Origin of the sequence: Peterkaempfera podocarpi (assembly GCF_042466665.1) — a bacterium.
GTDB lineage: Bacteria > Actinomycetota > Actinomycetes > Streptomycetales > Streptomycetaceae > Peterkaempfera > Peterkaempfera podocarpi.
The window spans coordinates 2,795,001-2,821,363 of sequence record NZ_CP162102.1 but is presented as its reverse complement, the minus strand read 5'-3'; the positions used below and the strand labels follow the sequence as shown (position 1 = coordinate 2,821,363).

Annotated in this window: 25 protein-coding genes and 1 pseudogene; 17 read left to right on the top strand and 9 right to left on the bottom strand. The window is 72.5% G+C overall.

What is annotated here, in order from left to right; translation table 11 throughout:
* Positions 1 to 155: 155 nt before the first annotated feature.
* Positions 156 to 539, bottom strand: a complete 384-nt coding sequence (locus tag AB0761_RS12335; protein ID WP_377269026.1) for a PPOX class F420-dependent oxidoreductase — start codon at positions 537 to 539, stop codon at positions 156 to 158.
* 72 nt (positions 540 to 611) lie between these two features.
* Between AB0761_RS12335 and AB0761_RS12330 the strand changes: the two genes are divergently transcribed.
* Positions 612 to 1,046, top strand: coding sequence for a MarR family winged helix-turn-helix transcriptional regulator (locus AB0761_RS12330; RefSeq protein WP_377269025.1), 435 nt, complete (start codon positions 612 to 614; stop codon positions 1,044 to 1,046).
* Positions 1,047 to 1,583: 537 nt separating this feature from the next.
* On the opposite strand, the gene AB0761_RS12325 is transcribed toward AB0761_RS12330, so the two are convergent.
* Positions 1,584 to 2,114: a TetR family transcriptional regulator gene (locus tag AB0761_RS12325; RefSeq protein WP_377269023.1), complete on the bottom strand. Its 531-nt coding sequence runs from the start codon at positions 2,112 to 2,114 to the stop codon at positions 1,584 to 1,586.
* Positions 2,115 to 2,233: 119 nt separating this feature from the next.
* Here AB0761_RS12325 and AB0761_RS12320 point away from each other — a divergent pair, with 119 nt between their 5' ends.
* On the top strand, positions 2,234 to 3,133 hold the full coding sequence (locus tag AB0761_RS12320) for an SDR family oxidoreductase (protein ID WP_377269022.1): 900 nt from the start codon (positions 2,234 to 2,236) through the stop codon (positions 3,131 to 3,133).
* A gap of 419 nt (positions 3,134 to 3,552) precedes the next feature.
* Here AB0761_RS12320 and AB0761_RS12315 read toward each other — a convergent pair whose 3' ends face one another.
* Positions 3,553 to 3,837, bottom strand: a complete 285-nt coding sequence (locus tag AB0761_RS12315; RefSeq protein WP_377269021.1) for an HPr family phosphocarrier protein — start codon at positions 3,835 to 3,837, stop codon at positions 3,553 to 3,555.
* A 116-nt stretch (positions 3,838 to 3,953) separates the two neighbouring features.
* Here AB0761_RS12315 and AB0761_RS12310 point away from each other — a divergent pair, with 116 nt between their 5' ends.
* The 4 genes from AB0761_RS12310 (at position 3,954) to AB0761_RS12295 (ending at position 9,613) form a co-directional block, all read left to right on the top strand.
* Entirely contained in the window at positions 3,954 to 6,797 is a 2,844-nt protein-coding gene (locus tag AB0761_RS12310; protein ID WP_377269020.1) for a GNAT family N-acetyltransferase, read from the top strand.
* A gap of 279 nt (positions 6,798 to 7,076) precedes the next feature.
* A complete protein-coding gene (locus AB0761_RS12305; RefSeq protein WP_377269019.1) occupies positions 7,077 to 7,667 on the top strand; it encodes a DUF5998 family protein in 591 nt (196 codons plus the stop codon).
* Between the two features lie 19 nt (positions 7,668 to 7,686).
* The gene (locus AB0761_RS12300) at positions 7,687 to 8,889 is read left to right on the top strand and encodes an alkaline phosphatase family protein (RefSeq protein WP_377269018.1); all 1,203 of its coding nucleotides are present in this window, start codon (positions 7,687 to 7,689) and stop codon (positions 8,887 to 8,889) included.
* A 46-nt stretch (positions 8,890 to 8,935) separates the two neighbouring features.
* On the top strand, positions 8,936 to 9,613 hold the full coding sequence (locus AB0761_RS12295; protein ID WP_377269017.1) for a thymidine kinase: 678 nt from the start codon (positions 8,936 to 8,938) through the stop codon (positions 9,611 to 9,613).
* 7 nt (positions 9,614 to 9,620) lie between these two features.
* Here AB0761_RS12295 and AB0761_RS12290 read toward each other — a convergent pair whose 3' ends face one another.
* Complete coding sequence (locus tag AB0761_RS12290) at positions 9,621 to 10,370, bottom strand: VOC family protein (RefSeq protein WP_377269016.1); 750 nt, start codon at positions 10,368 to 10,370, stop codon at positions 9,621 to 9,623.
* 273 nt (positions 10,371 to 10,643) lie between these two features.
* Here AB0761_RS12290 and AB0761_RS12285 point away from each other — a divergent pair, with 273 nt between their 5' ends.
* A complete protein-coding gene (locus tag AB0761_RS12285) occupies positions 10,644 to 11,495 on the top strand; it encodes a sulfurtransferase (RefSeq protein ID WP_377269014.1) in 852 nt (283 codons plus the stop codon).
* 201 nt (positions 11,496 to 11,696) lie between these two features.
* On the opposite strand, the gene sepH is transcribed toward AB0761_RS12285, so the two are convergent.
* The 3 genes from sepH to AB0761_RS12270 form a co-directional block, all read right to left on the bottom strand.
* The gene (gene sepH / locus AB0761_RS12280; protein ID WP_377269013.1) at positions 11,697 to 12,740 is read right to left on the bottom strand and encodes a septation protein SepH; all 1,044 of its coding nucleotides are present in this window, start codon (positions 12,738 to 12,740) and stop codon (positions 11,697 to 11,699) included.
* A 470-nt stretch (positions 12,741 to 13,210) separates the two neighbouring features.
* Complete coding sequence (locus AB0761_RS12275; protein ID WP_377269012.1) at positions 13,211 to 14,557, bottom strand: D-arabinono-1,4-lactone oxidase; 1,347 nt, start codon at positions 14,555 to 14,557, stop codon at positions 13,211 to 13,213.
* The gene (locus AB0761_RS12270; RefSeq protein WP_377274040.1) at positions 14,511 to 15,755 is read right to left on the bottom strand and encodes an MFS transporter; all 1,245 of its coding nucleotides are present in this window, start codon (positions 15,753 to 15,755) and stop codon (positions 14,511 to 14,513) included. Before AB0761_RS12270 ends, AB0761_RS12275 begins: the two co-directional genes overlap by 47 nt.
* A gap of 123 nt (positions 15,756 to 15,878) precedes the next feature.
* On the opposite strand from AB0761_RS12270, the pseudogene AB0761_RS12265 reads away from it, so the two are divergent.
* Both AB0761_RS12265 and AB0761_RS12260 read left to right on the top strand, forming a co-directional pair.
* A pseudogene (locus AB0761_RS12265) lies at positions 15,879 to 17,026 on the top strand (ferrochelatase).
* A 99-nt stretch (positions 17,027 to 17,125) separates the two neighbouring features.
* A complete protein-coding gene (locus AB0761_RS12260) occupies positions 17,126 to 17,923 on the top strand; it encodes an inositol monophosphatase family protein (protein ID WP_377269011.1) in 798 nt (265 codons plus the stop codon).
* 186 nt (positions 17,924 to 18,109) lie between these two features.
* Here the strand turns inward: AB0761_RS12260 and AB0761_RS12255 are convergent, their stop codons facing one another.
* Positions 18,110 to 18,298: a hypothetical protein gene (locus AB0761_RS12255; protein WP_055585901.1), complete on the bottom strand. Its 189-nt coding sequence runs from the start codon at positions 18,296 to 18,298 to the stop codon at positions 18,110 to 18,112.
* Positions 18,299 to 18,833: 535 nt separating this feature from the next.
* Between AB0761_RS12255 and AB0761_RS12250 the strand changes: the two genes are divergently transcribed.
* From AB0761_RS12250 to AB0761_RS12230, 5 genes are all read left to right on the top strand, one after another.
* Positions 18,834 to 19,487 (top strand): response regulator transcription factor, encoded by a 654-nt coding sequence (locus tag AB0761_RS12250; protein ID WP_377269010.1) that lies wholly within the window; start codon positions 18,834 to 18,836, stop codon positions 19,485 to 19,487.
* 12 nt (positions 19,488 to 19,499) lie between these two features.
* Positions 19,500 to 20,825 (top strand): sensor histidine kinase, encoded by a 1,326-nt coding sequence (locus AB0761_RS12245; protein WP_377269009.1) that lies wholly within the window; start codon positions 19,500 to 19,502, stop codon positions 20,823 to 20,825.
* Positions 20,826 to 21,017: 192 nt separating this feature from the next.
* On the top strand, positions 21,018 to 21,989 hold the full coding sequence (locus AB0761_RS12240) for an acyl-ACP desaturase (protein ID WP_377269008.1): 972 nt from the start codon (positions 21,018 to 21,020) through the stop codon (positions 21,987 to 21,989).
* Between the two features lie 454 nt (positions 21,990 to 22,443).
* Positions 22,444 to 22,743 (top strand): DUF4193 domain-containing protein, encoded by a 300-nt coding sequence (locus tag AB0761_RS12235; protein ID WP_055585898.1) that lies wholly within the window; start codon positions 22,444 to 22,446, stop codon positions 22,741 to 22,743.
* Positions 22,744 to 23,405: 662 nt separating this feature from the next.
* Positions 23,406 to 23,666 carry a hypothetical protein gene (locus tag AB0761_RS12230; protein WP_377269007.1) on the top strand — a complete coding sequence of 87 codons (261 nt, stop codon included), beginning with the start codon at positions 23,406 to 23,408 and terminating at the stop codon, positions 23,664 to 23,666.
* A gap of 1 nt (position 23,667) precedes the next feature.
* On the opposite strand, the gene AB0761_RS12225 is transcribed toward AB0761_RS12230, so the two are convergent.
* Entirely contained in the window at positions 23,668 to 24,120 is a 453-nt protein-coding gene (locus tag AB0761_RS12225; RefSeq protein ID WP_377269006.1) for a DUF3093 domain-containing protein, read from the bottom strand.
* Positions 24,121 to 24,269: 149 nt separating this feature from the next.
* Here AB0761_RS12225 and AB0761_RS12220 point away from each other — a divergent pair, with 149 nt between their 5' ends.
* From AB0761_RS12220 to AB0761_RS12210, 3 genes are read left to right on the top strand one after another with little or no spacing between them, the layout of a single operon-like run.
* Positions 24,270 to 24,899 (top strand): PaaI family thioesterase, encoded by a 630-nt coding sequence (locus AB0761_RS12220; protein WP_377269005.1) that lies wholly within the window; start codon positions 24,270 to 24,272, stop codon positions 24,897 to 24,899.
* Entirely contained in the window at positions 24,896 to 25,420 is a 525-nt protein-coding gene (gene dut / locus AB0761_RS12215) for a dUTP diphosphatase (protein ID WP_377269004.1), read from the top strand. Before AB0761_RS12220 ends, dut begins: the two co-directional genes overlap by 4 nt.
* A gap of 2 nt (positions 25,421 to 25,422) precedes the next feature.
* Positions 25,423 to 26,217, top strand: coding sequence for a DUF3710 domain-containing protein (locus tag AB0761_RS12210; RefSeq protein WP_377269003.1), 795 nt, complete (start codon positions 25,423 to 25,425; stop codon positions 26,215 to 26,217).
* Positions 26,218 to 26,363 lie beyond the last annotated feature (146 nt).

Here is a 26,363-nt window from a genome sequence, read left to right as displayed (position 1 = left end):
CGGTCCGGTGCGGGAGAGTTGCTTCCGCACCGGGCCGGCCCACTGCGGTCATGGCGACCGCGCAGCGTCTTCGCCGACCGCGCCCGCCATGGGCACGGCGGTGGTGCCGCAGAGGCCGGACAGGTTCGGCGGCACACCGAAGGGCGGGCCCTGCGCTACTGCTTGGTGATCTTCATGGGGCGGACGACCAGCACGACCCGTCGGTCGGCGTCGCCGACCGGGCGTTCATAGGCGAGGCCGTAGCGGATGGCGAGCACATCGAAGAAGGCGCCGGTCGGGTCCGGGTCGACGCGCTCGACGATGCCGCGGACCTCCAGATAGCGGTACGGCTGCTCCGGGTCGTTGACCGAGACGGAGACGTGCGGGTCCTTGACGGTGTTGAGGTGCTTGCGGCGGTCGGTGGTTGTGGTGAAGCGCAGGAACTCACCGTCCCAGATCGTCCAGACCGGGTTGACCTGGGGCGCGCCGTCGGGCCCGATGGTGGCCAGGTGGACGAAGAGGGGGCGGGTCAGCAGATCGAGGTGGCTGTCGGGGATCATGCGCAGCACGGTATCAAGGCTTTGATGCTCACCAAGGGCTGAATGATGGAAAAGGCTTGTATGTTCTGTGCCATGACGATGCCTCCGGAGGAACGCCTCGGCTTGCACCTCAAGCGCGCCGAGCAGGAGCTGATGGCCGCGAAGACCGCCGCGGTGCGGCCTGCCGGGCTGACCGTTCCGCAGTACGCCGCACTGTTCGCCCTCGCGGACAGCCCCGGGATCTCCTCGGCCGGACTGGCCCGGGCCTGCCTGGTGACGCCACAGGCGATGACCCTGCTGCTGCGGAACCTGGAGGAGGCCGGACTGGTGGAGCGCAGCCCGAACCCCTGGCACAAGGGGTTGTTGGAGGTCCGCCTCACGGAGAACGGCCGGGAGGTGTTGACGCGGGCCGACGTAAGGGCGGTGGCGGTGGAGCAGGCGCTGGCTGCGGAGTTCTCCCAGTCGGAACGGGATCAGCTGGTTGAGCTGCTGGGCCGCTGCGCACGAGTGCTGAACGCACGGCGGTAGCCCTCGCGGCCCACCGCGCCGCTCCGTCCCGCCTGCTGGAGCGCGTCCGTGCGCCGGGGGACGAGGAGCCGCTGGATCCCAGCTGGTGTCCCGTCGACCCCGAGCGCGACCACTTCGAGCCACTGGGCGTGCAGTTGGCCGCATGGCCCGACGACCGCACCGTCCTGTACTGGTGGCGCTACCGGCACGCCGGCTTCTGGCGGCCGCCGGCCGGGTGATGCCACCCGGCCAAGCTCATCGGATCGGGCCAGGGGCCCGTCGTCATGCGGCAAGGCCGGTGACGCTACGGACCACGGTGACGCGCTCGTCCCTGGTCAGGCGCTCCCTTCGCGTCGCTGACCACATCGCGGACGGCCGGCTCCGTGCGGCCCGCAGCGTTGTGCCCTCGACCGGTGACTCGCAATGGCCTTGCCGCAGCCCTCCGCCGATGTGCCCGAGCCCGCCTTGCAGCGGACCGATCGGCGGAGCTCAGGGGCCCGTCGGGTCCCGTACGCGTCCGCGTGGGTGCAGCTGATTGCCGTCCCGGACGGGCCACCGTCACTTCAGGGCGCGCAGCGCCGCCGCAGTCTCCGCGATGCAGGTGGCGAAGCCGGGCGGCTCCGCCTCCTGTGTCGAGACCCACCGTGTGAATGCGACATGGAAGACCGTCACCGCGCTGTGTGCGGCAAGGCTGGCGGCAGGCTCGGTCACGCCGCGCTTGCGGAGCGCCTCGGCTGTCGTGTCGACCATCGCCGCCAGTTTCAGCAGTTCGCGCTCCTGCAGGCCCGGGTTGGCGGAAATGATCCGGAAGCGGCGGACCGCGTGGTCGTGCATCTGCTCGAGAAGTCCGCCGCCCGCGACCATGCCGGCCAGCGCGGCATCGAGCGGAGCGAGGTCGGCCGGCGCGGCCAGGATCGCTTCGTAGGCCGTCTGCTGCATGGTCCCGGAGCCGTCGAAGAGGACCTCGCGCTTGTCGGCGAAGTGCCGGAAGAAGGTGCGCTCGGTGACGCCCGCGTGCTCGGCGATGTCGCCGGCGGTGGTCTGCTCGAAGCCGCGCTCGGCGAAGAGCTCCATCGCGGAGCTGATCATCCGACCCCGAGCATCAGGCTTCCAGCGACCCATGTCGAGGAGTGTAGCGATGACAGTCGCTGACATGCCGTGCTAGCTTGGATGTCAGTCACTGACATGCCTATGGAAGGAAGCCTGTCATGCGCGTCTTTGTCACCGGCGCCTCCGGCTGGATCGGCTCGGCCGTCACCGATGAACTCCTTGCCCACGGCCACAAGGTCGTGGGTCTCGCCCGTTCCGACCAGGCGGCCGCCGCGCTGGAGGCGAAGGGCGCCACCGCCCATCGCGGCAGCCTCGACGACCTCGACAGCCTCGCCTCGGCAGCGGCGACCGCCGACGGCGTCATCCATCTCGCCTTCAAGCACGACTTCTCCGACTACGCCGGCGCCGGCCGCAGCGAGCACGCCGCCGTCCAGCGGATGCTCGACACACTCGAAGACAGCGACCGGCCCTTCCTGGTGGCCTCCGGCCTTGCGTCGGGCGCTGCCAAGGGGCCGTTGACCGAGGACGACGCGTCGCCGTTCCACGGCGCGGACTCGATGCGTGGCGGCAGTGAGAACCTGGCCCTGTCCTATGCCGGGCGCGGGGTCCGCCCGGTCGCGCTGCGCTTCTCCCCGACCGTCCACGGCGCGGGCGACCACGGCTTCACCGCGGTGCTGACGAAGATCGCGAAGGAGCGCGGGGCGGCCGGCTACATCGGCGACGGCTCGACCCGCTGGGCGGCGGTGCACCGCTCCGATGCCGCGCGGATGGTCCGCCTCGCCCTGGAGAAGGCTCCGGCGGGCTCGCGGATGCACGCGGTGGCCGAGAGCGGTCTCCCCTCCCGCGACATCGCCGCCGCCATCGGCGATCACCTCGGCCTGCCGGCGGTGTCGGTCGCACCGGAGGACGCCGAGGCCCACTTCGGCTGGATCGGACGGTTCTTCGGCATGGACGTCGCCGCATCCAGCGCCCACACCAAGGAGTTGCTCGGCTGGACGCCGACCGGCCCGACGCTCTTCGAGGACATCGCGGCCGGGGCCTACGCACTGCCGCAGTGACCGCGCCTCACTGAACCAGCCCCCCTCGTCCGGTCGGCCACCACTCCGGTGGACCGCCACAGGGCCGCTGTCGGGCGGCGCCGAGGTGCGTACCGCTGTCGCCGCGCCTCTTCCGTCTGCTGCCGTCGCCATCACATCGGCGAAGGCATTGCCGGCTGAGGCCGGGCGGCCCCGCTGTCGGCCGAGTCACCCCGGGCTTGACGGGCACCGGCTCGTACGTCGTCCGTGGGTCGGGGGAGCGGGGTGCCGCCAGGGCGGCGGTGGGGCTGACGAGCCCCTCCCCGCGCCTTCCGGCCGACGGAGAAGAACCCGCTTCGAGCAGGTCGTCAGGCGTCAAGGGGCGATGTGCGGAGAGGCGGCGCGCGGCCTGTGGCCGTGTGCCGCCTCCTGCCCTGCCGAACCGGTCCCCTGACGTTGCGTCAGCATGGTGGCAGCGCGTCCAGGCCGCCCTGGACGAGGCGGGCCAGGCGCTCCAGGGCCGGGTCGGCGGTGTCGGCCTCCGCTTCCGAGGTGAGGACGACCTCGTCGCCGTGGTGGGCGCCGAGCGTCATCACCGCGAGCATGGAGGCGGCGTTCACCGGGGTGCCGTTCGGCTTGGCGATGGTCACCGGTACGCCGAGGGCGGTGGCGGCGCGGACGAAGATGGACGCCGGGCGGGCGTGCAGGCCCTCGGCCCATCCGACGGTGACGCGGCGCTCAGCCATGAGGATGCCTTCCCGGTGCGGCCGTGGCGGCCGTGTTGTCTAGACCAGTGTTGCACGGTGGTGACCGGCCCGCGCACGGCGCTGCCCCGGCCCCCGCCCCCGGATAGCCTGGCCGGGTGGACGACACACAGGTACCCGGCGACCCCGAGCGAACCTACCCCCAGCACTGGGAGGCCGACGTCCTGCTGCGCGACGGCGGTACCGCGCGCATCCGCCCCATCAGGCCGGACGACGCCGAGCGCCTGGTGGAGTTCTACGGTCAGGTCTCCGACCAGTCGAAGTATTTCCGCTTCTTCGCGCCCTATCCGAGGCTGTCCGATCGGGACGTGCGCCGGTTCACCCACCACGACTACCTCAACCGGGTGGGCCTTGCCGCCATCGTCCGCGACCGGTTCATCGCCACCGTCCGCTACGACCGGATCGATGCCGCCGGGCGCCCGGCCAGTGCCGATTCCGGTGCCACCGAGGCCGAGGTCGCCTTCCTGGTGCAGGACGCCCACCAGGGCCGCGGTGTGGCCTCGGCCCTGCTGGAACACATCGCCGCCGTCGCCCGGGAACGCGGTATCCGCCGCTTCGCCGCCGAGGTGCTGCCCGAGAACCGCAAGATGATCAAGGTGTTCACGGACGCCGGCTACACCCAGCAGCGCAGCTTCGCCGACGGGATCGTCCATCTGGAGTTCGATCTCGAACCCACCGAGGCCTCCCTGGCCGTGATGCGGGCCAGGGAGCACCGCGCCGAGGCCCGGTCCGTGCAGCGGTTGCTCGCCCCCCGGTCGGTCGCCGTCGTCGGCGCCTCCCGCAACCCCGCCGCCGTCGGCCGCACCCTGCTGCGCGACCTGTTGGCCTCGGGCTTCCCCGGGGAGGTCCACGCCGTCAACAGCGCGGCCCCGCCCGGAACCGTGCTGGACGGCCTGCCGGTCCACCGCTCCGTACGGGACATCCCTGGACCGGTCGACCTGGCCGTACTGGCCGTGCCCGCCACCGCCGTCCCGGCCACGGTGGCCGACTGCGGGGCGCACGGCGTGCAGGGACTGGTCGTGGTGACCGCCGGGTATGCCGAGACCGGCCCCGAAGGCCGCGAGGAACAGCGGGAACTGGTCCGCCAGGCCCGCGCCGCCGGGATGCGGGTGATCGGCCCCAACGCCTTCGGTCTGATCAACACCGCGCCCGAGACCCCGCTCAACGCCTCGCTCTCGCCACTGCTGCCCGGCGCCGGCGGGTTCGGCCTGTTCAGCCAGTCCGGCGCCATCGGAGCCGCGCTGCTGGAGAGCGCCCACCGCCGCTCCATCGGCGTCTCCAGCTTCGCCTCGGTGGGCAACCGCGCCGATGTCTCCGGCAACGACCTGCTGCAGTACTGGGAGGAGGACCCGGCCACCCGGATCGTGCTGCTCTATCTGGAGTCCTTCGGCAACCCCCGCAAGTTCACCCGCATCGCCCGCCGGATCGCGGCCGTCAAACCCGTCGTGGTGGTCAAGGGAGGCCGCCACACCGGCAGCGTCCCGCCCGGACACGCCGTGCCCGCCACCGCCTCCGCACTGCGGGACAGCACCGTGGACACCCTCTTCCAGCAGGCCGGTGTGATCCGGGTGGACACCATCACCGAGCTCTTCGACACCGGTGAGCTCCTCGCCTACCAGCCGCTGCCGGCCGGCGACCGGATCGCCGTGGTCGGCAACTCCGACTCCCTCGCTCTGCTCACCCATGACGCCTGCCTCAGCGCGGGACTGCGCCCCCGCGCCCCGGTCGACCTCACCACCGCCGCCACCGGCGACCACTTCCGGATCGCGCTGGCAACCGCACTGGACGACCCCACGGTGGACGCCGTGGTCACCGTGGTCATCCCGCCGATCGGAACCCCGGGCTTCCCGGGCTCCACCCTGTTCGGATCCACCGAGGGCGACCCCGAGCTCACCTCCGACGCGCCCGCCATCGCCGAGGCCCTCAGCGAGGCCACCGACCGGGCCCAGGCCGCAGGCAAGCCGCTGCTGCTCGCCCATCTCGCCCTCGCCGATCTGCCCGCCCGGCTGCGCCGCCGGGACGACGCGGGTGTCCTCCAGCCCGGCACCGTCCCCGCCTACCCCGCTCCGGAGCGCGCCGTCCGGGCGCTGGCCCACGCCGTCCGCTACGCCGCGTGGCGCCGCGCCACCGTCGCCGCCGAGACCTCCGCCCGAGTCCCCGAGCTGGACGGCATCGACGAGGCCGCCGCCCGGACCCGGGTCGAGGCGGCACTGGCCACCCGGACCGCCGCGGCCGCCCGGACCCAGCCGGGCGCCAGGATCACCCTCGACGACGACATGGCCGCGGCCCTGCTCGCCGACTACGGCATCGACGTGGTCCGCGCACTGCCCGCACCCGACGAGGACACCGCCGCCCGCGCCGCTGCCGCCCTCGGCTACCCCGTCGCACTCAAGGCCACCGCGGGCCACCTGCGGCACCGCCCCGACCTGGGCAGCGTCCGCCTCGACCTGACCGGTGAGGCGGAGCTGCGCCGTGCCCACCGGGAGATCACCGACCTGCTGGGCGGCGCCGCCCAGTCCCAGCTGGTGGTGCAGCCCATGGCGCCGCGCGGTGTGGACACCGTGGTCTCCGCCGCCGTCGACCCGGCGGTGGGCGCCATCCTCTCCTTCGGTATCTCCGGCGCACCCGCCGAACTGCTCGGCGATGTCGCGCACCGGCTGCTGCCCGCCACCGACCGCGAGGCCGCCGAGCTGGTACGCGAGGTCCGGGCGGCGCCGCTGCTCTTCGGCTGGCGCGGGGCGGACCCGGTGGACACCGCGGCCCTGGAGGAGCTGCTGCTGCGGGTCTCCCGGCTGGTCGACGACCTGCCCGAGGTCTCCTCCGTCGAGCTGGAACCGGTGGTGGTCGCCCCCCGAGGCCTCACCGTGCTGGCCGCCCGGGTACGGGTGGCGCCGCAACCCGCCCGCAGCGACCTCGGCCCCCGCGCCATGCCCGTCCTCTGACCTGGACGCCCGTCCTCCGCCCGCCGAGCCCTCGCCCCGGCGCACCGCGGCCCCCGAACCCCTGCCCCCGGACGGACCCGGGTGCGGGAAGCCGCCCCCGGGGGTCGCGGACCTGCCCGCTCCCCGGGCCGGTGGTCGTACGGGTGTTCTCCGTCCGGGGTGGGGCGTGCGGGCACGCTGTAATCTTTCCGGGCGGCGCAGCCCACAACTCCCGGACGATCCCGACGCCGCTGTGCCCACGCGGCACGGATCCGCGTCCGGGCATGCCAGGATGGAGATATGGCGAAGACCGGTACGACCACCACGCAGGGCCTGCGCACGGCGATCGAGCGCAGCGGCTACTACCCCGCCCTGGTCTCCGAGGCAGTGGAGTCCGCGGTGGGCACCGAGCCGATCAGCTCGTACCTGGTCCACCAGGAGACCACCTTTGACGCCAACGAGGTGCGGCGGCATGTGACCGTGCTGGTACTGACAGCCACCCGCTTTGTGGTCAGCCACACCGATGAGCAGACCGCCGACGACACCTCCCCGGTGCCGTATGCGACCACCTCGACCGAGAGTGTGCGGCTGGGCCGGATCTCCTCGGTGGTGCTCAGCCGGGTCGTGGCGAACCCGGAGACGTACACCCCCGGCACGCTGCCCCGCGAGGTGGTGCTCACCATCGGCTGGGGCGCGGTGCAGCGTCTCGACCTGGAGCCCGCGGGCTGCTCCGACCCCAACTGCGACGCCGACCACGGCTACACCGGCTCCGCCACCGCCGACGACCTGTCGCTGCGGGTGAGCGAGGCGGGGGACGGCCCGGAGACGGTTGCCGAGGCGCTGCGTTTCGCGCAGGCGCTGTCCGAGGCCACCGTCGCGCAGGGCGCCTGAGGCCGGACCGCACCACCCCATGACGAGTTCGCTTCCCCTGCCGCCTCCGCCCGAGCCGTACGAGATCCTCGACCCCGCGTCGGCGCCCGCGCCCGCGTACGGCAGTGCGTCGCTGTCCGACCTGCTGCCCGCCGTGGCCGCCGGTCTCGGTGTGGCGCCCTACTCCGAAGTGGCCCCCGGCCTGCCGCTGGAGCCCGCCGACCGGGTGTGCGTGTTCCTGGTCGACGGACTGGGCTGGGAGCTGCTGCGTGCGCACCCCGAGTACGCGCCGTTCCTCACCTCACTGCTGGGCTCGTCCCTGGGAGGCACCGGCCGTCCGCTGACGGCGGGGTTTCCGGCCACCACCGCGACCAGTCTGGCGTCGGTGGGCACCGGGCTGCCGCCGGGTGTCCACGGGCTCGCCGGGTACACGGTCGCCATCCCCGGCGAGGACCGGCTGATGAACCAGCTCCGCTGGCAGCCTCCGGTGGACCCGCACAGCTGGCAGCCCCATCCGACCGTCTTCGAGCGGGTGCAGATGTCGGGCGTGGAGACCTGCCAGGTGACCTCGCCGCTCTTCGCCCAGACCCCGCTGACCCGGGTGGCGCTCTCCGGCGGCACCTTCCTCGGCCGCTACACCGGCGAGGAGCGGATGGACCTGGCCGCCGAACGGCTGGCGGACTCCGACCGGGCTCTGGTCTATACCTATGTGAGCGAGCTGGACGGCATGGGCCACCGGCACGGGGTGGACTCCGACGAGTGGCGGATGATGCTGAACACCGTGGACCGGCTGGTACGGCGGCTCGCCGAGCAGCTGCCGCCGCGCTCCGCGCTCTATGTCACCGCCGACCACGGCATGATCGACATCGCCCCGGAGGACCGGATCGACTTCGACGAGGACTGGGAGCTCGGTGCCGGGGTCTCACTGCTCGGCGGTGAGGGACGTGCCCGGCACGTCTACGCGGTGCCCGGTGCCGCCGCGGATGTGTTCGCGGTCTGGAGCGAGGTGCTGGGGGACCGGATGTGGGTCGCCACCCGGGACCAGGCGATCGAGGCGGGCTGGTTCGGCCCGGTCGTCGAGGACCGGGTGTACCGGCGGATCGGCGATGTGGTGGCCGCGGCCTGCGCCGATGTCGCGGTGACCGCCTCCCGTACCGAGCCCAACGAGTCCGCGATGGTCGGACTGCACGGCTCCATGACCCCCGTCGAGCAGCATGTACCGCTGCTAGAGGTCCGCGGCTGACCCGCCGGCGCGTACCTCCCGCACAAGAAAGGTTTCCGCACCTCTGATGGCCGAGCTGGTGTTCTTCTCGGGGACGATGGACTGCGGCAAGTCGACCCTTGCCCTGCAGATGGACCACAACCACGCCGCCCGCGGTCGGCAGGGGATCATCTTCACCCGCAACGACCGGGCCGGCGCCGCCACCCTCTCCAGCCGGCTCGGCCTGGCCACCGGAGCGGTCGAGGTCACCGACGACCTGGACTTCCACACCCATGTGGTCCAGCTGCTCTCCGGCGGCGGCCGGGTCGACTACCTGATCTGCGACGAGGCCCAGTTCTTCGCGGCCGGGCAGGTGGACCAGCTGGCCCGGGTCGTCGACGAGCTGGACATCGACGTCTACACCTTCGGCATCACCACCGACTTCCGCACCCGGCTCTTCCCCGGTTCGCAGCGGCTGATCGAGCTTGCCGACCGGGTCGAGGTGCTCCAGGTCGAGGCGCTGTGCTGGTGCGGCTCCAGGGCCACCCACAACGCCCGCACCGTTGGCGGGGTGATGGTCGTGGAGGGCGCCCAGGTGGTCGTCGGGGACGTGGCCGCCGGCAGTGGCGAGGTGGGCTACGAGGTGCTGTGCCGCCGCCACCACCGGCGCCGGATGACCGCGGCCGGCGCCCGGGCCGCCGCGCTCTCCCCGGATGTGCTGCCCTTCGAGTCCGGCGACCGGGACGCCACCGCGGTCATCCGCTGACCACTCGTCAGTTGCCGCGCTCCACCAGCGAGAAACGGCCGCCCTCCCGGTCCAGCAGCCGCGCGAACCGTCCGTAGGGCGAGTCCGCCGGCTCCACCAGCAGCCGCCCGCCCAACTCCAGGGTCCGCTGCACCGACTCCTCCACATCGGCCACCGCGAAGTAGACCCGCCACCGGGGCGGGCCGCCGCGCAGCTCCGTCGCCCCCCGGATCCCGGCCACCACGCTGCCCCCCACGATCAGCACCGCGTCCGGCCCCCGGCGCTCCACGACCTGGCCGAACACCGAGCCGTAGAAGGAAGCGGCACCGTCGAGGTCGGGGGTGACCAGCTCCGTCCAGGACGGCGCGCCGGGCACGTCCACCGCCTGCCAGCCCAGGTGCTCCTGACCCTCCCACACCCCGAACACCGCACCCGCCACATCGGAGGCGATCACCAGCCGCCCGGCGTCCTCGGCCTGCACCGGGCCCACGGCCACGGTGCCGCCGCACTCCCGGATGCGCTGCGCGGTCCCGTCGGTGCTGTCCGCCGCGAAGTAGGTGGTCCACTCCACCGGGAAGCCGGGCGGCGCCACTCCCAGGCCCGCCACCGGGGCCCCGTTCAGCGTCGCACGCACATAGGGGCCGAGCCCGGTGGGGCCGCCCTTGAACTCCCAGCCCAGCAGGGCACCGTAGAACTCCCCGGCGGTGTCGAGGTCATGTGCCATCAGGCTCACCCAGCAGGGGCTCCCCTGCGCACACAGGGTTCTGACATCGGTCATCTGCAGGCTCCTCCAGGGCGTACCGGCCGGCGTACGTGGACCCCGGGACGGATGCTGCCACTATCCGCCCGTCCGCTCCCCGGGCCGCGCTGGGCACCCGGGCAAAGAGCGCGAAAAGAACGACTTGCGAAGAACGCCATCCTAAGAGCCGCCCTCAGCAGGCATGTGCGGAGGGCTGCCGTGCGGTGTGCGGGGAGCTCTGTGCGGGACGGTGTGACACGGCGTCCACACCGGTGACCGCACGGTGTCGCCGCCGCGGAGCACAATGTGGCCATGGACAGCCACCAGACTCCCTACCCGCTGATGACGACGGGCGAACTCGCCGAGGCCCTGCGGAGCGCGGCGCCTCCAGCGCTGCTCGATGTCCGCTGGCAGCTCGGCGGCCCGCCGGGAGAGCAGGAGTACCGCAAGGGGCATCTGCCCGGCGCCCACTATGTCGACCTCGACCGGGAGCTCGCCGCACCGCCCGGGCCGCAGGGCCGCCATCCGCTGCCCGACCCCGCGGTGCTGGCGGAGGCCCTGCACCGCGCCGGGGTGTCCGCCGACCGTGACGTGGTGGTGTACGACGCCGGCCCGGCCACCTCCGCGGCCCGCGCCTGGTGGCTGCTGCGCTGGGCCGGGCACCCCTCGGTGCGGGTGCTCGACGGCGGCCTGGCCGCCTGGACCGCCCAGGGGCTCCCGCTGTCCACCGAGACCCCCGGCCACGGGGGCGGCGACTTCACCCCCGTACCCGGCGGGATGCCGGTACTGGACGCCGACGAGGCGGCCCGGCTCGCCCGCTCGGGGCTGCTGCTGGATGCCCGCGCGGGGGAGCGCTACCGCGGCGAGACGGAGCCGGTCGACCCGCGGGCCGGGCACATCCCCGGTGCGGTGAGCGCCCCCACCACCGGCAATCTCATGGAGGACGGGCGGTTCCTGCCCGCGGAGAAGCTCGCCGCCCGCTTCCGCGACCTCGGCGTGGCCGGGACCGGGACCGGTGTCTACTGCGGTTCGGGTGTCACCGCCGCCCACCAGGTGCTGGCGCTGGAGGCGGCCGGGTTCCGTGCGGCCCTCTACCCGGGCTCCTGGAGTGAGTGGAGCGCGGACCCGGAGCGCCCCGCGGCCAGCGGACCGCTGCCCGGCTGAGCCCGGGTCCGGCAGCGAGCGGCTGCTCCGGTCCCCGAGGGTGCGGCCCGGGCGCTCTCGGGCCCGGTTCCGGGGGAGGCCCACCGCTGGGCGGCTGCCGAGGAACCCGGGGAGTTCTCGGAAGCTGCCCCGGGGCGCCTGCCGGCCCCGGACACAGCTGCGGCGCGGAGCCCCGTGGAGTTCCGCGCCGCAGCCGTCCGCTCAGTCCTGCTTCTTGCGCCTGCTGCCGAAGACGATCTCGTCCCAGCTGGGCACGGTGGCCCGCCGCCCGGGGCGTACGCCGTCCGCCTCCGCCTGCCGGTCGGTGGTCCCGACCAGCCGGTCGCGGTGCGGGGAGACCGCCCGCGGCATCAGGATGTCCGCGTAGGCCGAGCCGGCACCCGCACTGGCGGCGGGAGCGGCGGCGGGCTCCTCCGCCTCCTCCTGCTCGGTCGTCTCCTCCGCCGGACCGACCACCAGGTCGCCCCGGAAGTTGGGCACCACGTCCAGCAGGCTGGTGAGCGAGTCGCGAGCCTCGGCCACCGGACGCTCCATGATCCGGTCGGCGGAGGGCCGCTCCAGCGCGGGCCGGGCGGTGCGCTCCTGGGGCAGCCTGGCGATCCGCGGCACGAACGGGAAGACCGGGTCCTCGCCGCCGCGCTCCGGGGACTCCCCGATCAGCGCCCGGGCCTCGTCGTCGTTGGGCTGTACCAGCCGGCGTGGCGGGTCATAGGTCCAGCCGGCGCTGCGCACCTCGCCGTCGGCGCGGTACTGGAGCACCACATCCCAGGTGCCGTCGTCGCGCCGCCAGGAGTCCCAGCGCTCACTGTCCTTGTCCGCGCCGCGCAGGATCAGACGCTCCATCACGGCGTCACCGAGCTGCGGGCCGGTGGACTCGCCGTGCCGGCGGATGGGCGTCTTGCGTGCCCGCTCCGCCATGAACGCCCGCTCGGCCAGCACCGGACCCTCGAAGCGGCGGACGCGGTCCACCGAGATCCCGGCCAGCTGGGCGACCTCCTCCGCGGAGGCTCCGGCACGTATACGCGCCTGGATGTCGCGGGGGCGGAGGTGGCTCTCCACCTCGATCTCGATCTGGCCCAGCCGCGGTCGGTCGCCCCGGATCGCGGCACGCAGCCGCTCGTCGATGGGGAGGGTGTACTCCGTGCTGTCGGCAGCCTTGAGCACCAGCCGTGTGCCGTCATTGCTGACAGCCACGACACGCAGTTCGGGCACGGTTACCTCCCGGGTGGTGCCTGCCGACGTCACCTGCGTCGCTGCTCCCGTAACGAGTGTGGCCTGCCGACGGGCGGCTGGCCACAACATTGCAGACTTCTCCGGCGTGTCGGACCTTGGCCTCGGCACGCCCCTGTGGCACGGTTACCTCTTTGCGGCACCGCCGGTCGGCGCCGCACCGGTCACTCCCGCTCGTGCACCGGGAGCCGGCGGCCCCGGGACGAGTGCCGCCCTTTATCTCCTCCGCGGTCCGCCCTGCCGTCGGTTGACGGGTGGTCGGGCAGCCTGCGGCCAGGCTCCACGAACAGTACTCCATTCGTGGCGCCGCGGAGGCTCGGCTCGCCGCTCAAGTCTCCCGCGATTCCGTGGAATCTCAAGGGCCGCCACTCCGATGGCCGACCGCCGACCGGTGGACGGTGATCATCTTCACATCTTTCGGCCAAATGGAGCGCAGTATTCGCCATCACTGTCCTTCATTGCGGACAGACTGCACATGGAATCGGTCAGTCGCCAAGTACCCGTCGCAGATAGCCGTTACCGAACCGGCGTTCGGGGTCCACTCGGTTGCGCAGGGCCACGAAGTCGCCGAACCGCGGATACACCGAGGCCAGGTACTCCGCGTCACGGGTGTGCAGCTTCCCCCAGTGCGGACGCCCCTGATGCGCCGTCATGATCCGCTCCACCGCCGAGAAGTAGCCCGGGTCGGTGGTCCCCCGGTACAGGTGGACCGCGATGTAACAGGTGTCGCGGCCGCCGGCGGTGGAGAGCCACAGATCGTCGGCGGGGGCGATACGCACCTCCACCGGAAAACTGATCCGCCAGTCCGAGCGCTCCACCAGTGCCCGCAGTTCCCGCAGCACCTCGGTGGCCGCGGCCCGCGGAACCGCGTACTCCATCTCGATGAAGCGCACCCGTCGCGGGCTGGTGAAAACCCGGTAAGCGGTGTCCGTGTAGCTCCGCTCCGACCAGGCCCGGCTGGAGACCTGGGCGATCGTCGGAATCACCGCGGGGACACGCCGGCCCACCCGGCAGACGCCCTCCCACACCGTGTTGGAGAGGAACTCGTCGTCCAGCCACTCCCGGAACCGCGGAAGCGGGGTGGCGGGCCCCTGGCTGCGGTTGTTCCGCTTGGTGCTGCACCGGTCGGTGTGCGGGAACCAGTAGAACTCGAAGTGCTCGTTGACCGCCGCCAGGTCGTCGAAGTCCGCCAGCACCTCGTCGAAGCGCATCGGCTTCTCATGGGCGGTGAGCAGGAACAGCGGCTCCACCCCGAAGGTGATCGCACTCACCACACCCAGGGCCCCCAGCCCCAGCCGGGCGCCCTGGAAGAGCTCGGCGTTCTCGGTGGGGGAGCAGGTGGTGACCGTACCGTCCGCCAGCACGATCTCCAGCTCGCGGATCTGCGCCGCCAGCGAGCCCGAGTCGCGGCCGGTGCCGTGGGTGCCGGTGCTGGTCGCCCCGGCGACGGTCTGCACCATGATGTCGCCCATGTTGGTGAGCGAGAGCCCGGCGGCCTCCAGAAGCCGGTTGAGCTGCTCCAGCGGCAGGCCCGACTCCACCGTGACGGTGCCCGCCTCGCGGTCGATCCCGCGTACCGCGGTCAGCAGGTCCGGCTGCACCAGCACACCGGACTCGGCGGAGGCTATGGAGGTGAAGGAGTGCCCCGAGCCGACCGCCTTGACCGTCAGCCCCTCGGCCGCGGCCTGCCGCACCGCCTCCGACAGCTCGGCGGTGGAGGCCGGCGCCACCACCCTGGACGGACGGGCGCTCTGGTTCCCCGCCCAGTTCGTCCAGCGCCCCCGCTCAAGGGTGGTGCTGCGGTTGCGGCTGCGGCTCGTCGACTCCGACACGCTCTGCCTCCTGCTCCTGCGCCGACTGCAGCCGGCGCGACCCGAGGAACGCCGTGACCGCGGCGATCAGGGCGGCCGTCACGGGCACCCAGTACCCGGTCGACGCCCCCGCTCGGTCCACCGTCCACCCGCCGATCGAGGAGCCGGCCGCGACTCCGACGGCCAGCCCGGTGATCGTCCAGGTCAGCCCCTCGTTGAGCTTGGCGGCGGGTACGAGCCGCTCCACCATGCCCATGGTGGTGACCATGGTCGGGGAGATCGACAGCCCGGCGACGAACAGCGCCACCGCCAGGGCCACGAGGTTTCCTACCAGTAGGAGCGGGAGCATACTCACCGCCATCACCGACACGCCCACCAGGAAGCGCCGGGACATCGGGCCGGTGGGCCGCAGTGCCCCGAAGACGACCCCGGCCACACCCGAACCGAAGGCGTAGACCGCCAGCACCACGCTGGAGAGCGCCGTGTGGCCGTGCTCCTGGGCGAAGGCCACGGTCACCACCTCGACCGAGCCGAAGATCCCGCCGGTGGCGACAAAGGTCAGCACCACCACCTGCAGCCCCCTGCTGCGGATCGCGGAACCTCCCTGGTGCTGCTCCCGGGGGTGGACCGGCGGCTCGGTGCGCCGCTGCGCGGTGAACAGCAGCGTCCCCACCGTGAGGAACAGCCCCGACAGCAGTACGCCCGCCTCGGGGAAGAGCGAGGTGGCCAGCCCGATGGAGAGGATCGGCCCGATGATGAAGCAGACCTCGTCCATCACCGCCTCGAAGGAGTACGCGGTGTGCAGCTTCGACGGATCGCTGCGGTACAGATGCGCCCAGCGGGCCCGCACCATCGACCCCACGCTGGGCATCACGGCCATGCCCGCGGCGCTCGGGAAGAGCGTCCAGTCCGGCGCTCCCAGCCTGGCGCACAGCAGCATCGCGACCATCGCCGCCATGCTCAGCGCGACCGCCGGCAGCGACACCCGCCGCTGGCCGTACCGGTCCACCAGCCGCGACACCTGGGGGCCGAGCGCCGCCGCGGCCAGCGCCAGGGTCGCCGAGACCGCGCCGGCCAGGCTGTAGCTTCCCCGCAGCTGGGCGAGCATGGTGACGATGCCGATGCCGGTCATCGAGATGGGCAGCCGGGAGACCAGGCCGGTGGTGGAGAACGCCAGGGTGCCGGGTGCGGCGAAGATCTGGCGGTAGGTCGACAGCAGGGACGGCACGGGTGCTCCGCGTGTAAGGAATGTGGCTGGTCAACACAGCTTACGTAGCGAGGCAAACGATTTGCCCCGAGCCCTGCCGTGGCAGCGGAGCCCCGCAGTGGCAGGATCGGAGTCATGTCCGACTCGCGCACACCCGGCGGCGCCATCAACGACGTCGCGCCCTACGACGCCCTGCTGCTGCTCTCCTTCGGCGGGCCCGAGGGCCCGGACGACGTGGTGCCGTTCCTGGAGAACGTCACCCGTGGCCGCGGCATCCCCAGGGAGCGGCTGACCGAGGTGGGGCAGCACTACTTCCTGTTCGGCGGTGTCAGCCCGATCAACGAGCAGAACCGCGAGCTGCTCGCCGCGCTGCGCAAGGACTTCGAGAGCCAGGGACTGGACCTGCCCGTCCACTGGGGCAATCGCAACTGGGCCCCCTATCTGGTGGACACCCTCAGGGAGCTGACAGAGGCCGGCCACCGGCACATCCTCACCCTCACCACCAGCGCCTACGCCGGCTACTCCGGCTGCCGCCAGTACCGGGAGAACCTCGCCGACGCCCTGGCGCAGCTGCGTGAGGAGGGCGCGCGCCGCTGCGGATCGACAAGCTGAGGCCCTACTTCAACCACCCCGGGTTCGTCGGCCCCATGGTGGAGAACACCCTGGAAGCCCTCGCCGAGCTGCCGGAGGAGGTGCGCGACACCGCCCACCTCGTCTTCACCACCCACTCCATCCCCACCGCGATGGCCGAGGCCTCAGGCGCGCCGGACGACCCCGCCCGCGGCACGCCCGGCGGCGCCTATGTCGCCCAGCACCTGGACGTCGCCCGTCTGGTGGCCGGGGCGGTCGCGGAGGCGACCGGGATCATCGGCCGCCACTGGGAGCTCGTCTACCAGAGCCGCAGCGGCGCCCCGCACATCCCCTGGCTGGAGCCGGACGTCTGCGACCACCTGGAGGCCCTGCACCGGGACGGCGCACCCGCCGCGGTCATGGTGCCGATCGGCTTTGTCTCCGACCACATGGAGGTCAAGTACGACCTCGACACCGAGGCCCGTGCCAAGGCCGAGGAGCTCGGCCTGCCGGTGGCCCGGGCCGCCACCGTGGGCTCCGACGTACGGTTCGTCGCGGCGGTGCGCGAACTGGTGCTGGAGCGTGCGGCGACCGAGCGGGGCGCCCACCCCGGGCGGTGCGCCTTCGGAGCGCTGGGCGCGGCCCGGGACGTCTGTCCCGTCGACTGCTGCCCCAACCCCCGGGGCCCGCGTCCGGCCGCCGCCGAGTCCTGAACGGCTCCACCCCGCCGCCCGCCGTGGCTGCGCCCGTGCCCGCCCCTCTCCGGGCGCACCCGATCCTGCCCGAACCCCCGCCCCATGGAGGACCGACCCATGACCCCGCTCCATCGCGAGCTGCTCGACATCGCCCTGGAAGCGGCCCGGCAGGCCGGTGCGCTGCTGCGTGACGGCCGTCCGGAGGACCTCGGTGTGGCCGCCACCAAGAGCAGCCCCGTCGACGTGGTCACCGAGATGGACACCGCCTCCGAGAAGCTGATCATGGAGCTGGTCTCGGCCCGCCGCCCGCACGACGGCATGCTCGGCGAGGAAGGCTCCAGCCGGCCGGGCACCAGCGGTGTGCGCTGGGTGGTCGACCCGCTGGACGGCACCGTGAACTACCTCTACGGCCTGCCGTCCTGGGCGGTCAGTATCGCGGCGGAGGTGGACGGCCGGGCGGTGGTGGGAGTGGTGGCGGTGCCGGAGCGCGGGGAGACCTTCCACGCCGTGGTGGGAGAGGGCGCGTACCGCAATGGGCAGCGCATCTCCTGCCGTCCGTCGCCTCCCTGGGGCCAGGCCCTGGTATGCACCGGTTTCAACTATGTGCAGCATGTCCGGGACCACCAGGCGGAGGTGGTCCGGGCCCTGATTCCGCAGGTGCGCGACATCCGCCGCGGCGGCGCCGCCGCGGTCGACCTCTGCGACGTCGCCTGCGGGCGGCTGGACGCCTTCTACGAGCGTGGCCTCCATCCGTGGGACATGGCCGCCGGAGTGCTGATCGCACGCGAGGCGGGCGCGGTCTCGGGCGGCCGGCCGGGGGCCGAGCCCTCGGGTGAACTCGCCGTCACCGCCGTGCCGGGGGTCTTCGAACCCCTTCAGAGGCTGCTCGACGACCTGGGCGCCTGGCACGACTGACGCAGCCGCGGGCCGCGTGGGTCAGTACCCCGCGCAGGCCATGAGCCCCGCGGCCGGTGGACCGCCGAGTGGCGGGGGGCTGCGGGGCGTGTGCTGCGCCCCGGCGGTCGCAATGCGCGTAGAGTCCTGAATACGAAGAGCCCCGGACGCAGCTGTGCGTCCGGGGCTCTCCAGGTAGGCGGTGGTTCAGGCTGTCCTGGGCAGCGCCTCGCCCGCTGCCACGCTGACGCCGTGCTCGGCCGCCAGCCGGCGCAGATCGTCGAGCTCGGACTGCTCGACCTCGGCCAGGAAGTCGTCCCCGGACTCCAGGGCTCGGTTAAGGTCCTGCTCGGTCTTCCGTATGCGCTGCAGGATGCCGGCGGTGAAGGCGTCCATCGGCAGACCCCCTATGGGATGTCGGGCGACCCCGGGCTTCGGGATACGGCGTGGGGACCGGGGAGTGCTCCACCAGGTGGCGGCTCCCGGTGCGGACCCGGCCTCGAAGGCAGACCGTGACCGCGAACGTTATGTCCCTCACCCGGTGCGGAGTGCCGCACGGCGGGCGGGTGCGATACGCCGTCGGAACGACGTGATCGCGGGTTGCAGACGTCCTCCCCGCCCCGGAGCTCAGGGAAACCTCAAGTTCCGGGAGAAATACCGAAAGCCCCTGCCGTACCGGCCGGGCCGACCGCATTCGCTGAGGTCGCTGCGCTCTCGGAGATGCCCGCTTACCACTGCTTTACACCTCGAAGAGGCAGGATGGTGGCACCGTCGGTGCCGTCCGTCCGGTCCCAGGGACCCCCGGTCCCGCAGCCCGGACGCCGGCCTGCCCGTGTGTGCAGGCACGCAGGGACGGACCCGGCGGTCCAGACAACGCAGCCGGGGGCGGTGGCCGCCACCACCCCCGGCCCGGAAGGGAAGGAAGGCCGCCGTGCGGGTACTCGTCGTCGAGGACGAGCAGCTGCTCGCCGAAGCCGTTGCCACCGGACTGCGCCGCGAGGCGATGGCGGTGGACGTGGTGTACGACGGCGAGGCCGCCCTGGAACGGGTCGGCGTCAACGACTACGACGTCGTCGTCCTGGACCGCGACCTGCCGCTGGTGCACGGCGACGACGTGTGCCGGGCCGTGGTCGACTCCGGTCTGCCGACCCGGGTGATCATGCTTACGGCTGCGGGCGACATCAGCGACCGGGTGGAGGGGCTGGAGCTCGGCGCGGACGACTACCTTCCCAAACCGTTCGCCTTCAGCGAACTGGTCGCCCGGGTGCGGGCCCTCGGCCGCCGCACCACGGCCGCGCTGCCGCCCGTCCTGGAGCGGTCCGGCATCTCGCTGGACCCCGGCCGCCGGGAGGTCACCCGGGACGGCCGAGCGGTGCAGCTGGCCCCCAAGGAGTTCGCGGTGCTGGAGGTGCTGCTGCGCTCCAACGGCGCGGTGGTCTCCGCCGAGCAGCTGCTGGAGAAGGCCTGGGACGAGAACACGGACCCGTTCACCAATGTCGTCCGGGTCACCGTGATGACGCTGCGCCGCAAGCTCGGCGAGCCGGCCGTGATCGTCACGGTTCCCGGCTCCGGCTACCGGATCTGACTGAGGACGACCATGGCCACCCCACCGTCCGCCCCGACCGGCGGGTCCACCGCCGTGCCCCGCCGCGAGCCCGGCCCGACGCCGGCGCCGCCGCCGCATCCCGACCACCCCCCGCGCCCGGCCGAGCCGCCCAGGACCCCCGAGGCCTACTACCCCGGGGCCGGTCTGCGCTGGCTGCCGTTCCGCCCGACCATCCGGATCAGGCTGACCCTGCTCTACGGCGGGATGTTCCTGATGGCCGGCGTGCTGCTGGTGCTGGTGATCTACATGCTGGCCCGTCAGGCGCTGCAGACCGGTGCCCAGCTGCCGATGACCACCATCCCGGAGAACACCGTGGTGGTGAACTCGCAGACCGGTCAGTCGTGGACCCCGCACCAGTTCCAGGAGCAGATCGCCGCCTGGCAGTCCCAGGCACAGCACGCCGCTCTGGAGACGCTGCTGCGCAAGTCCATCACCGTCCTGGTCGGACTGGCGGTGGCCGCCTTCGCCCTCGGCTACGCGGTGGCCGGCCGGGTGCTCCGCCCGCTCGGCAAGATCACCCGTACCGCCCGCGAGGTGGCCGGATCCGATCTGCACCGCCGGATCGAGCTGGACGGCCCGGACGACGAGCTCAAGGAGCTGGCCGACACCTTCGACGAGATGCTGGACCGGCTCGACCGGTCCTTCGACTCGCAGCGCAAGTTCGTCGCCAACGCCTCGCACGAGCTGCGCACTCCGCTGGCGATCAACCGCACCCTGCTGGAGGTGCAGCTCTCCGATCCCGGGGCATCCCCCGATCTGCAGCAGCTCGGCAAGACCCTGCTGGCCACCAATGAGCGCAGCGAGCAGCTGGTGGAGGGACTGCTGCTGCTGGCCCGCAGTGACAACGAGCTGGTCGACCGGCGCCCGGTGGAGCTCTCCGAGGTGGCGTCCCAGGCCCTGGAGCAGACCCGGACCGAGGCCGCGAACAGGGGTGTGGAGCTGCGGGCCTCGCTCGGTACGGCGACGGTCTCGGGCAACGGTGTGCTGCTGGAGCGCATCGCGCTGAACCTGATCCAGAACGCGGTGCGCTACAACACGGCCGACGGCTGGGTGGAGGTCTCCACCACGGCGGTCCCGGGCGGGGCCGGTGAACTGGTGGTCTCCAACACCGGTCCGGTCATCCCCGGATACGAGATGGAGCACATCTTCGAGCCGTTCCGGCGGGTCAAGAGCGCCGAGCGGACCCGCAGCGACAAGGGCGTCGGGCTGGGCCTGTCCATCGTCCGCTCGGTGGTGCGGGCCCACGGCGGCGCCATCGAGGCCGTTCCCCGCCCCGGAGGCGGGCTGCTGATGCGGGTGCGCATTCCCGGGGCCTGAGGGGCCCGGGAGCGGCGCTGGAACCGCCGTACGCCCCCGGAGGTGCCTCCGCGCCTCCGGGGGCGTCCTCATGCCCTTCAGCGGCCTCCAGCGGCTGTGACGCAGCCGCTTGTCATTTCCCGGGGCTACAACTTACGGTGGCGTAACCTACGGCCCCGTAGGTGCGCCCCGCCTTCCCAGGAGCCCGCCCCCGTGACCATTGCCCCCGCACACCTGAGCGGATCCGCCGCCTGGACCGACGCACGGCTGCTGCACGCTCTCGAGGAGGTCGTCGAGCAGGAGCTCAACCGCCACCTCAAGGTCGCCAAGGAGTGGATGCCGCACGAGTACGTGCCGTGGAGCCGGGGCCGCGACTTCGACGGGGTGATGGGCGGGGAGGCCTGGGCCCCGGAGCACTCGGGACTGACCGATGTCGGCCGGGTCTCCCTGGTGGTGAACCTGCTGACCGAGGACAACCTCCCCAGCTACCACCACGAGATCGCCACCATGTTCGGCCGGGACGGCGCCTGGGGCACCTGGGTGCACCGCTGGACGGCCGAGGAGGGGCGCCACGGCATCGCGATCCGCGACTACCTGCTGACCGCCCGCGCGGTCGACCCGGTGGCCCTGGAGCGGGCCCGGATGGACCACATGTCGGCCGGCTTCGAGTCCGACAACCGGCACAGCATGCTGCACTCGGTGGCGTACGTGGCCTTCCAGGAGCTCGCCACCCGGATCTCCCACCGCAACACCGGGACCTTCTCCGGCGACCCGGTGTGCGAGCGGATGCTGTCCCGGATCGCCACCGACGAGAACCTGCACATGGTCTTCTACCGGAACCTGCTGCTCGCCGCCCTGGAGCTGGCCCCCGACGAGGCCATGCGCGCCGTCGCCGACGTGGTGACCGGCTTCCGGATGCCGGGCCACGGCATGCCGGGCTTCGAGCGCGCGGCGGCCCAGATCGCCATCGGCGGTGTCTACAACCTCCGCATCCACCACGACGACGTCCTGCAGCCCGTGGTGCGCTACCTGAAGGTGATGGAGCGCGGCGGCCTCGGCCCCGAGGGACTGCGCGCCCAGGAGGAGCTGGGAGCCTTCCTCGACGGCCTCGACACCCAGGCGACCCGCTTCGACGAGCGCCGCGCCGCTCTGCTGGCACGCCGGGCTGCCCGTCAACCGGCGTGATTTCTCGCCCTTTGTCCGGACAGCGCGGTATGGTGAGTAAGGTCACATTCCCTGACGGGGAGTGACTGTACAACAGCGACGGGCTAGCGGTGCTGAGTCGGACGTTATCACCCACCGTGACCGGGAATCGCCCCCTGCCACTCTCACCGGCGGGGCGGGCGAGATCGGCGGGGCCCAGGATTAGGGGCTTTCGCGGCGGTTTCCGGTGGGACGTTTCCCCAGGCCATCATCACGGTAAGTGTGCAATGGGACCTGCGCGGCGGCACCCCCGCAGCCCCCCGCGACCCTCCACCGACACCGGATGCGATCACCTCTTCGGGGGTGCGTTTGGGTGTCGATTGAGTAACAGGCCTTGAAGTAAGGCAAAATCTCCGCCTCGGGTCGGGCACAAGACCGGCCCCCCATGCGTTACGTGCGCTGGAGATACCGCAGACACCCGGAGGGGGAGTGCGAGATGGCAACCGACTACGACACCCCACGCAAGACCGATGATGACCTCAACGAGGACTCCATCGAGGAACTGAAGGCCCGCAGGAACGAGAAGTCGTCGAGCTCTGTCGACGTCGACGAGTTCGAGCAGGCAGAAGGGTTGGAACTGCCCGGCGCAGACCTCTCCAACGAGGAGCTGTCCGTCCGGGTCCTGCCGCGCCAGGCGGACGAGTTCACCTGCATGAGCTGCTTCCTGGTCCACCACCGGAGCCAGCTGGCCTCGGAGAAGAACGGCAACCCCATCTGCCGGGACTGCGCCGCCTGATCGGCGGGTAACCGGAGAGTCATGGCACGCATCCGGAGACTCAGCAGCGCCGACCGGTTCCGGAAACGCGGACCGGAGGCAGGTGAGGCCGCTGATCGGGCGGCCGAAGAAGCGGCGGACGAGATTGCGTCGATCGCCGCGGAGATGGAGCAATGGGACGGTACCGCCGAAGCGGAGCCGTCCCACCGTCGCGAGCGAGGCCGGCAGCGTCTGGCCTCGCTCGTGGGCGCGCTTGCCCGGGCACTGGGGCGCGGCGGGCGCACCGCCGCGCAGGGCGCCGCGCTCGGCGTGCGCACCCTGGCGGACCGGCTGCTCGATGCCGCGCCCCGTATCCCGGTGCGCGATCTGGCGACCCTGCGCGCCCAGCACCCGGGAGCGGCCGACCCCGAGCAGCTCGCCGACCGCCTGACGGCCGGCGCTGTGAGGGTCTCGGCCGGCATCGGAGCGGGCGTCGGAGCGGTCGCCATGCTCCCCACCCCGCCGACCATGGCGGTGGAGATCGCAGCGGAGACCCTGGCGGTCGCCGGCATCGAGGTCAAACTGATCGCCGAGCTGCACGAGGTCTACGGGATGCGGGCCCAGGGCGGTGCCCCGACCGGGCCGGCGCCTATGTCAACGCCTGGGCCAACCGCCGGGGCATCGACCTCACCAGACCGGTGGGCATGGCGGCCCTGCGCCTCAGTGGCGAGCTCAAGCAGCAACTGCGCCGCCGGCTCACCCGCAGCACCCTGCGCAAGGTCCCCACCCTGACCCCGCTGCTGATCGGCGCGGGCATCGGCGCCACCATCAACAGCCGGGACACCCGACGGCTCGCCGACCAGGTCCGAGGCGATCTGCGCAAGCGGGTGCCCGCCGACCCCGGCTACTGGGTCCGTGCACAGCCCTCAGGAGCCGGCCCGGACGCCCCCTCGCGGCCGCGCTGACTCAGGCGGGGCGCTGCCCCGCCCGGGCCGCTTCCAGCGCCGCAGCGAGCTTCTCCGGGGCCCGGGTGGACAGATACAGGTAGGGCGTCGGATCCTGCGGATCGCTGACCTCCACCCGCAGCGCCGTCGGCACATAGCTGCGCAGCAGCATGAACGCCCGCGGGTCGGCCTTGGCGGTCCGCCAGGCGACCGTCTCCGCGCGGTCCAGCGGCCAGGCCTCGCCCAGTGCCTCCACCGGCACCCTCGCCTCACCGGCGACCAGCGAGCCCTGCACCACCCGGATACGCGCCGACCCGTAGCTGCTCAGCGCCGCAGCGCAGAGCAGCACCCCCGCGACCAGTCCGATCGCGGCCGGGACCGGCCCGAAGCGCAGCAGGATGAGGCCGAGGCAGACACCGGCCCCGACGGGCAGCAGCCACCAGGACCGGGGCGCGGTAAGGCGTTCGTCGTACATAGCTCCATTGTGGGCGCCTCCCCCCGCAACCCGGCGTCCGCCCCCGCAACCCGGCGTCCGCCCCCGCCACGGTGCCCCGCGCCCGACGCGGCGCCTGCGGTCGTGTGCGGGTGAGTCGCGCCGGGGCACCGACGGTAGGGTCAACGCCTGTGACCGGAACTGCACCACGGGCCGAAGGCCCCCGGGGCGAGAGCCAGGCCGACGTACGGCCTGCGACCACCCCGCCGCCCGACGCCCAGCCCCCCGTACGCCACCCGGAGGCCCCGGCCCCGGGCACCTCCCTGGGGTCCCACTACGACCACTGCTTCGGCTGCGGCCCGCAGCAGGTGAACGGCCTGCAACTGGAGGCCAGGGCCGGCGAGGGCGTCGAGGTCACCGCAGAGTTCACGGTCAAGCCCGTGCACCAGGGAGGCCCCGGGCTCGCCCACGGCGGCGTGCTGATGAGCGCCATGGACGAGGCCATGGGCTCGCTCAACTGGATCCTGCACACCGCCTCGGTCACCGGTCGGCTGGAGACGGACTTCGTCCGCCCGGTCCCGGTGGACACTGTGCTCCACATCCACGCCGAGGTCACCGGCGTCGACGGCCGCAAGATCTACTGTGCCGCCGAGGGACGTCTTGGCGGTCCCGAGGGCCCGGTCGCCATCCGCGCCCAGGCGCTCTTCATCCAGGTGCAACTGGAGCACTTCACCACCCATGGCCGCCCGCAGGAGATCAAGGCGGCCCTGGAGAACCCCGACCTCTTCAAGCGCGTCCGAGCCTTCGAGGTGAATCCGTGAGCCCTGGCCAGGCCCGCCGGCCCGTCGACGTCCTGATCCGCCGCCTCGACCCGGAGCTGCCGCTGCCCTCGTACGCCCATCCCGGCGACGCCGGCGTCGATCTGCTGACCGCGGTGGACGCGGAACTCGAGCCCGGTGAGCGCATTGTGCTGCCCACCGGAGTCGCTATCGCCCTTCCCGACGGCTATGCGGCTTTCGTGCATCCGCGGTCCGGTCTCGCGGCACGTTGCGGAGTCGCCCTCGTCAACTCCCCGGGAACGGTGGATGCCGGGTACCGTGGTGAGATCAAGGTGATCGTCGTGAATCTCGACCCCCGCGAGAGGGTCGGCTTCCGTCGTGGGGACCGTATCGCCCAGCTGGTTTTCCAGCAGGTCGAGAGGGCACGGTTCCACGAGGTGGCCGAGCTGCCAGGATCGGCCCGTGCCGAAGGGGGCTTCGGGTCGACGGGCGGCCACGCCGCGGTTAGCATGCCCGCGGCCGGGCAGGTATTCACTTCGGCACCCGACCGGGAAGGACAGTGACCGTGTTCCGTCGTCGCCACAAGAGCGAGGACGCTGTCGAGCAGCTCGCAGAGGACGCCACCGGCGCCGATGAGTATGTTGACGACGTCGATGATGCTTCCGACGCAGAGAGCGCAGCGGAGGCTGACCTGGCGGACCGGGTCGGGCTGCCTCCCGCCCCGCGTCCGGAGGGCCCCTGGGACATCTCCGAGCTGGAGAGCCCCGAGGAGGGGCGTGTCGACCTCGGTGGCCTGCTGATCCCGGGCGTCGAGGGCATGGAGCTCCGGGTGGAGGTGGCGGGAGACTCCATCGTCGCCGCGACCCTCGTGCTCGGCAGCAGCGCCATCCAGCTGCAGGCGTTCGCCGCACCCAAGTCCGAGGGCATCTGGGGTGAGGTCCGCGACGAGATCGCGGGCGGCATCACCCAGCAGGGCGGCCTGGTGGACGAGGAGGAGGGCCCGCTGGGCTGGCACCTCCGCGCCCAGGTCCCCGTGCAGCTCCCGGACGGCACCCAGGGGGTCCAGCTGGTGCGGTTCGTCGGCTGCGACGGACCGCGGTGGTTCCTCCGCGGTGTGATCTCCGGCCAGGCCGCCGTGCAGCCCGAGACGGCCGGCGTGCTGGAGCAGGTCTTCCGGGAGACCGTCGTGGTCCGCGGCGAGACGCCCATGGCGCCCCGCGATCCGATCGTGCTCAAGCTGCCCGAGGACGCCCAGATGGTCGCCGACACCGGTGCCGCCCCGGCCGAGGGCGACTCCCGCTTCGGGAGCTCCGGACTCAGCCCGTTCGAGCGCGGCCCGGAGATCACCGAGGTGCGCTGACCCCGTCGGCACCGCAGTACTCCCCGCCCCGGGGACAGGTTCGCGCCTGTCCCCGGGGCGGATTTGCTTTGTGCGGTGGGATGGTCGTAGAGTTCCACGGTCGCTCGGCGGGGACGCTGTCCCGGGGCGGACTTCCTCTCATCACC

Bases quoted from the DNA above. Each gene is read 5' to 3' on its own strand.
- AB0761_RS12335 (WP_377269026.1), bottom strand. From the start codon at position 539: ATGATCCCCGACAGCCACCTCGATCTGCTGACCCGCCCCCTCTTCGTC.
- AB0761_RS12330 (WP_377269025.1), top strand. From the start codon at position 612: ATGACGATGCCTCCGGAGGAACGCCTCGGCTTGCACCTCAAGCGCGCC.
- AB0761_RS12325 (WP_377269023.1), bottom strand. From the start codon at position 2,114: ATGATCAGCTCCGCGATGGAGCTCTTCGCCGAGCGCGGCTTCGAGCAG.
- AB0761_RS12320 (WP_377269022.1), top strand. From the start codon at position 2,234: ATGCGCGTCTTTGTCACCGGCGCCTCCGGCTGGATCGGCTCGGCCGTC.
- AB0761_RS12315 (WP_377269021.1), bottom strand. From the start codon at position 3,837: ATGGCTGAGCGCCGCGTCACCGTCGGATGGGCCGAGGGCCTGCACGCC.
- AB0761_RS12305 (WP_377269019.1), top strand. From the start codon at position 7,077: ATGGCGAAGACCGGTACGACCACCACGCAGGGCCTGCGCACGGCGATC.
- AB0761_RS12300 (WP_377269018.1), top strand. From the start codon at position 7,687: ATGACGAGTTCGCTTCCCCTGCCGCCTCCGCCCGAGCCGTACGAGATC.
- AB0761_RS12295 (WP_377269017.1), top strand. From the start codon at position 8,936: ATGGCCGAGCTGGTGTTCTTCTCGGGGACGATGGACTGCGGCAAGTCG.
- AB0761_RS12290 (WP_377269016.1), bottom strand. From the start codon at position 10,370: ATGACCGATGTCAGAACCCTGTGTGCGCAGGGGAGCCCCTGCTGGGTG.
- AB0761_RS12285 (WP_377269014.1), top strand. From the start codon at position 10,644: ATGGACAGCCACCAGACTCCCTACCCGCTGATGACGACGGGCGAACTC.
- AB0761_RS12260 (WP_377269011.1), top strand. From the start codon at position 17,126: ATGACCCCGCTCCATCGCGAGCTGCTCGACATCGCCCTGGAAGCGGCC.
- AB0761_RS12255 (WP_055585901.1), bottom strand. From the start codon at position 18,298: ATGGACGCCTTCACCGCCGGCATCCTGCAGCGCATACGGAAGACCGAG.
- AB0761_RS12245 (WP_377269009.1), top strand. From the start codon at position 19,500: ATGGCCACCCCACCGTCCGCCCCGACCGGCGGGTCCACCGCCGTGCCC.
- AB0761_RS12235 (WP_055585898.1), top strand. From the start codon at position 22,444: ATGGCAACCGACTACGACACCCCACGCAAGACCGATGATGACCTCAAC.
- AB0761_RS12230 (WP_377269007.1), top strand. From the start codon at position 23,406: ATGGCGGCCCTGCGCCTCAGTGGCGAGCTCAAGCAGCAACTGCGCCGC.
- AB0761_RS12225 (WP_377269006.1), bottom strand. From the start codon at position 24,120: ATGTACGACGAACGCCTTACCGCGCCCCGGTCCTGGTGGCTGCTGCCC.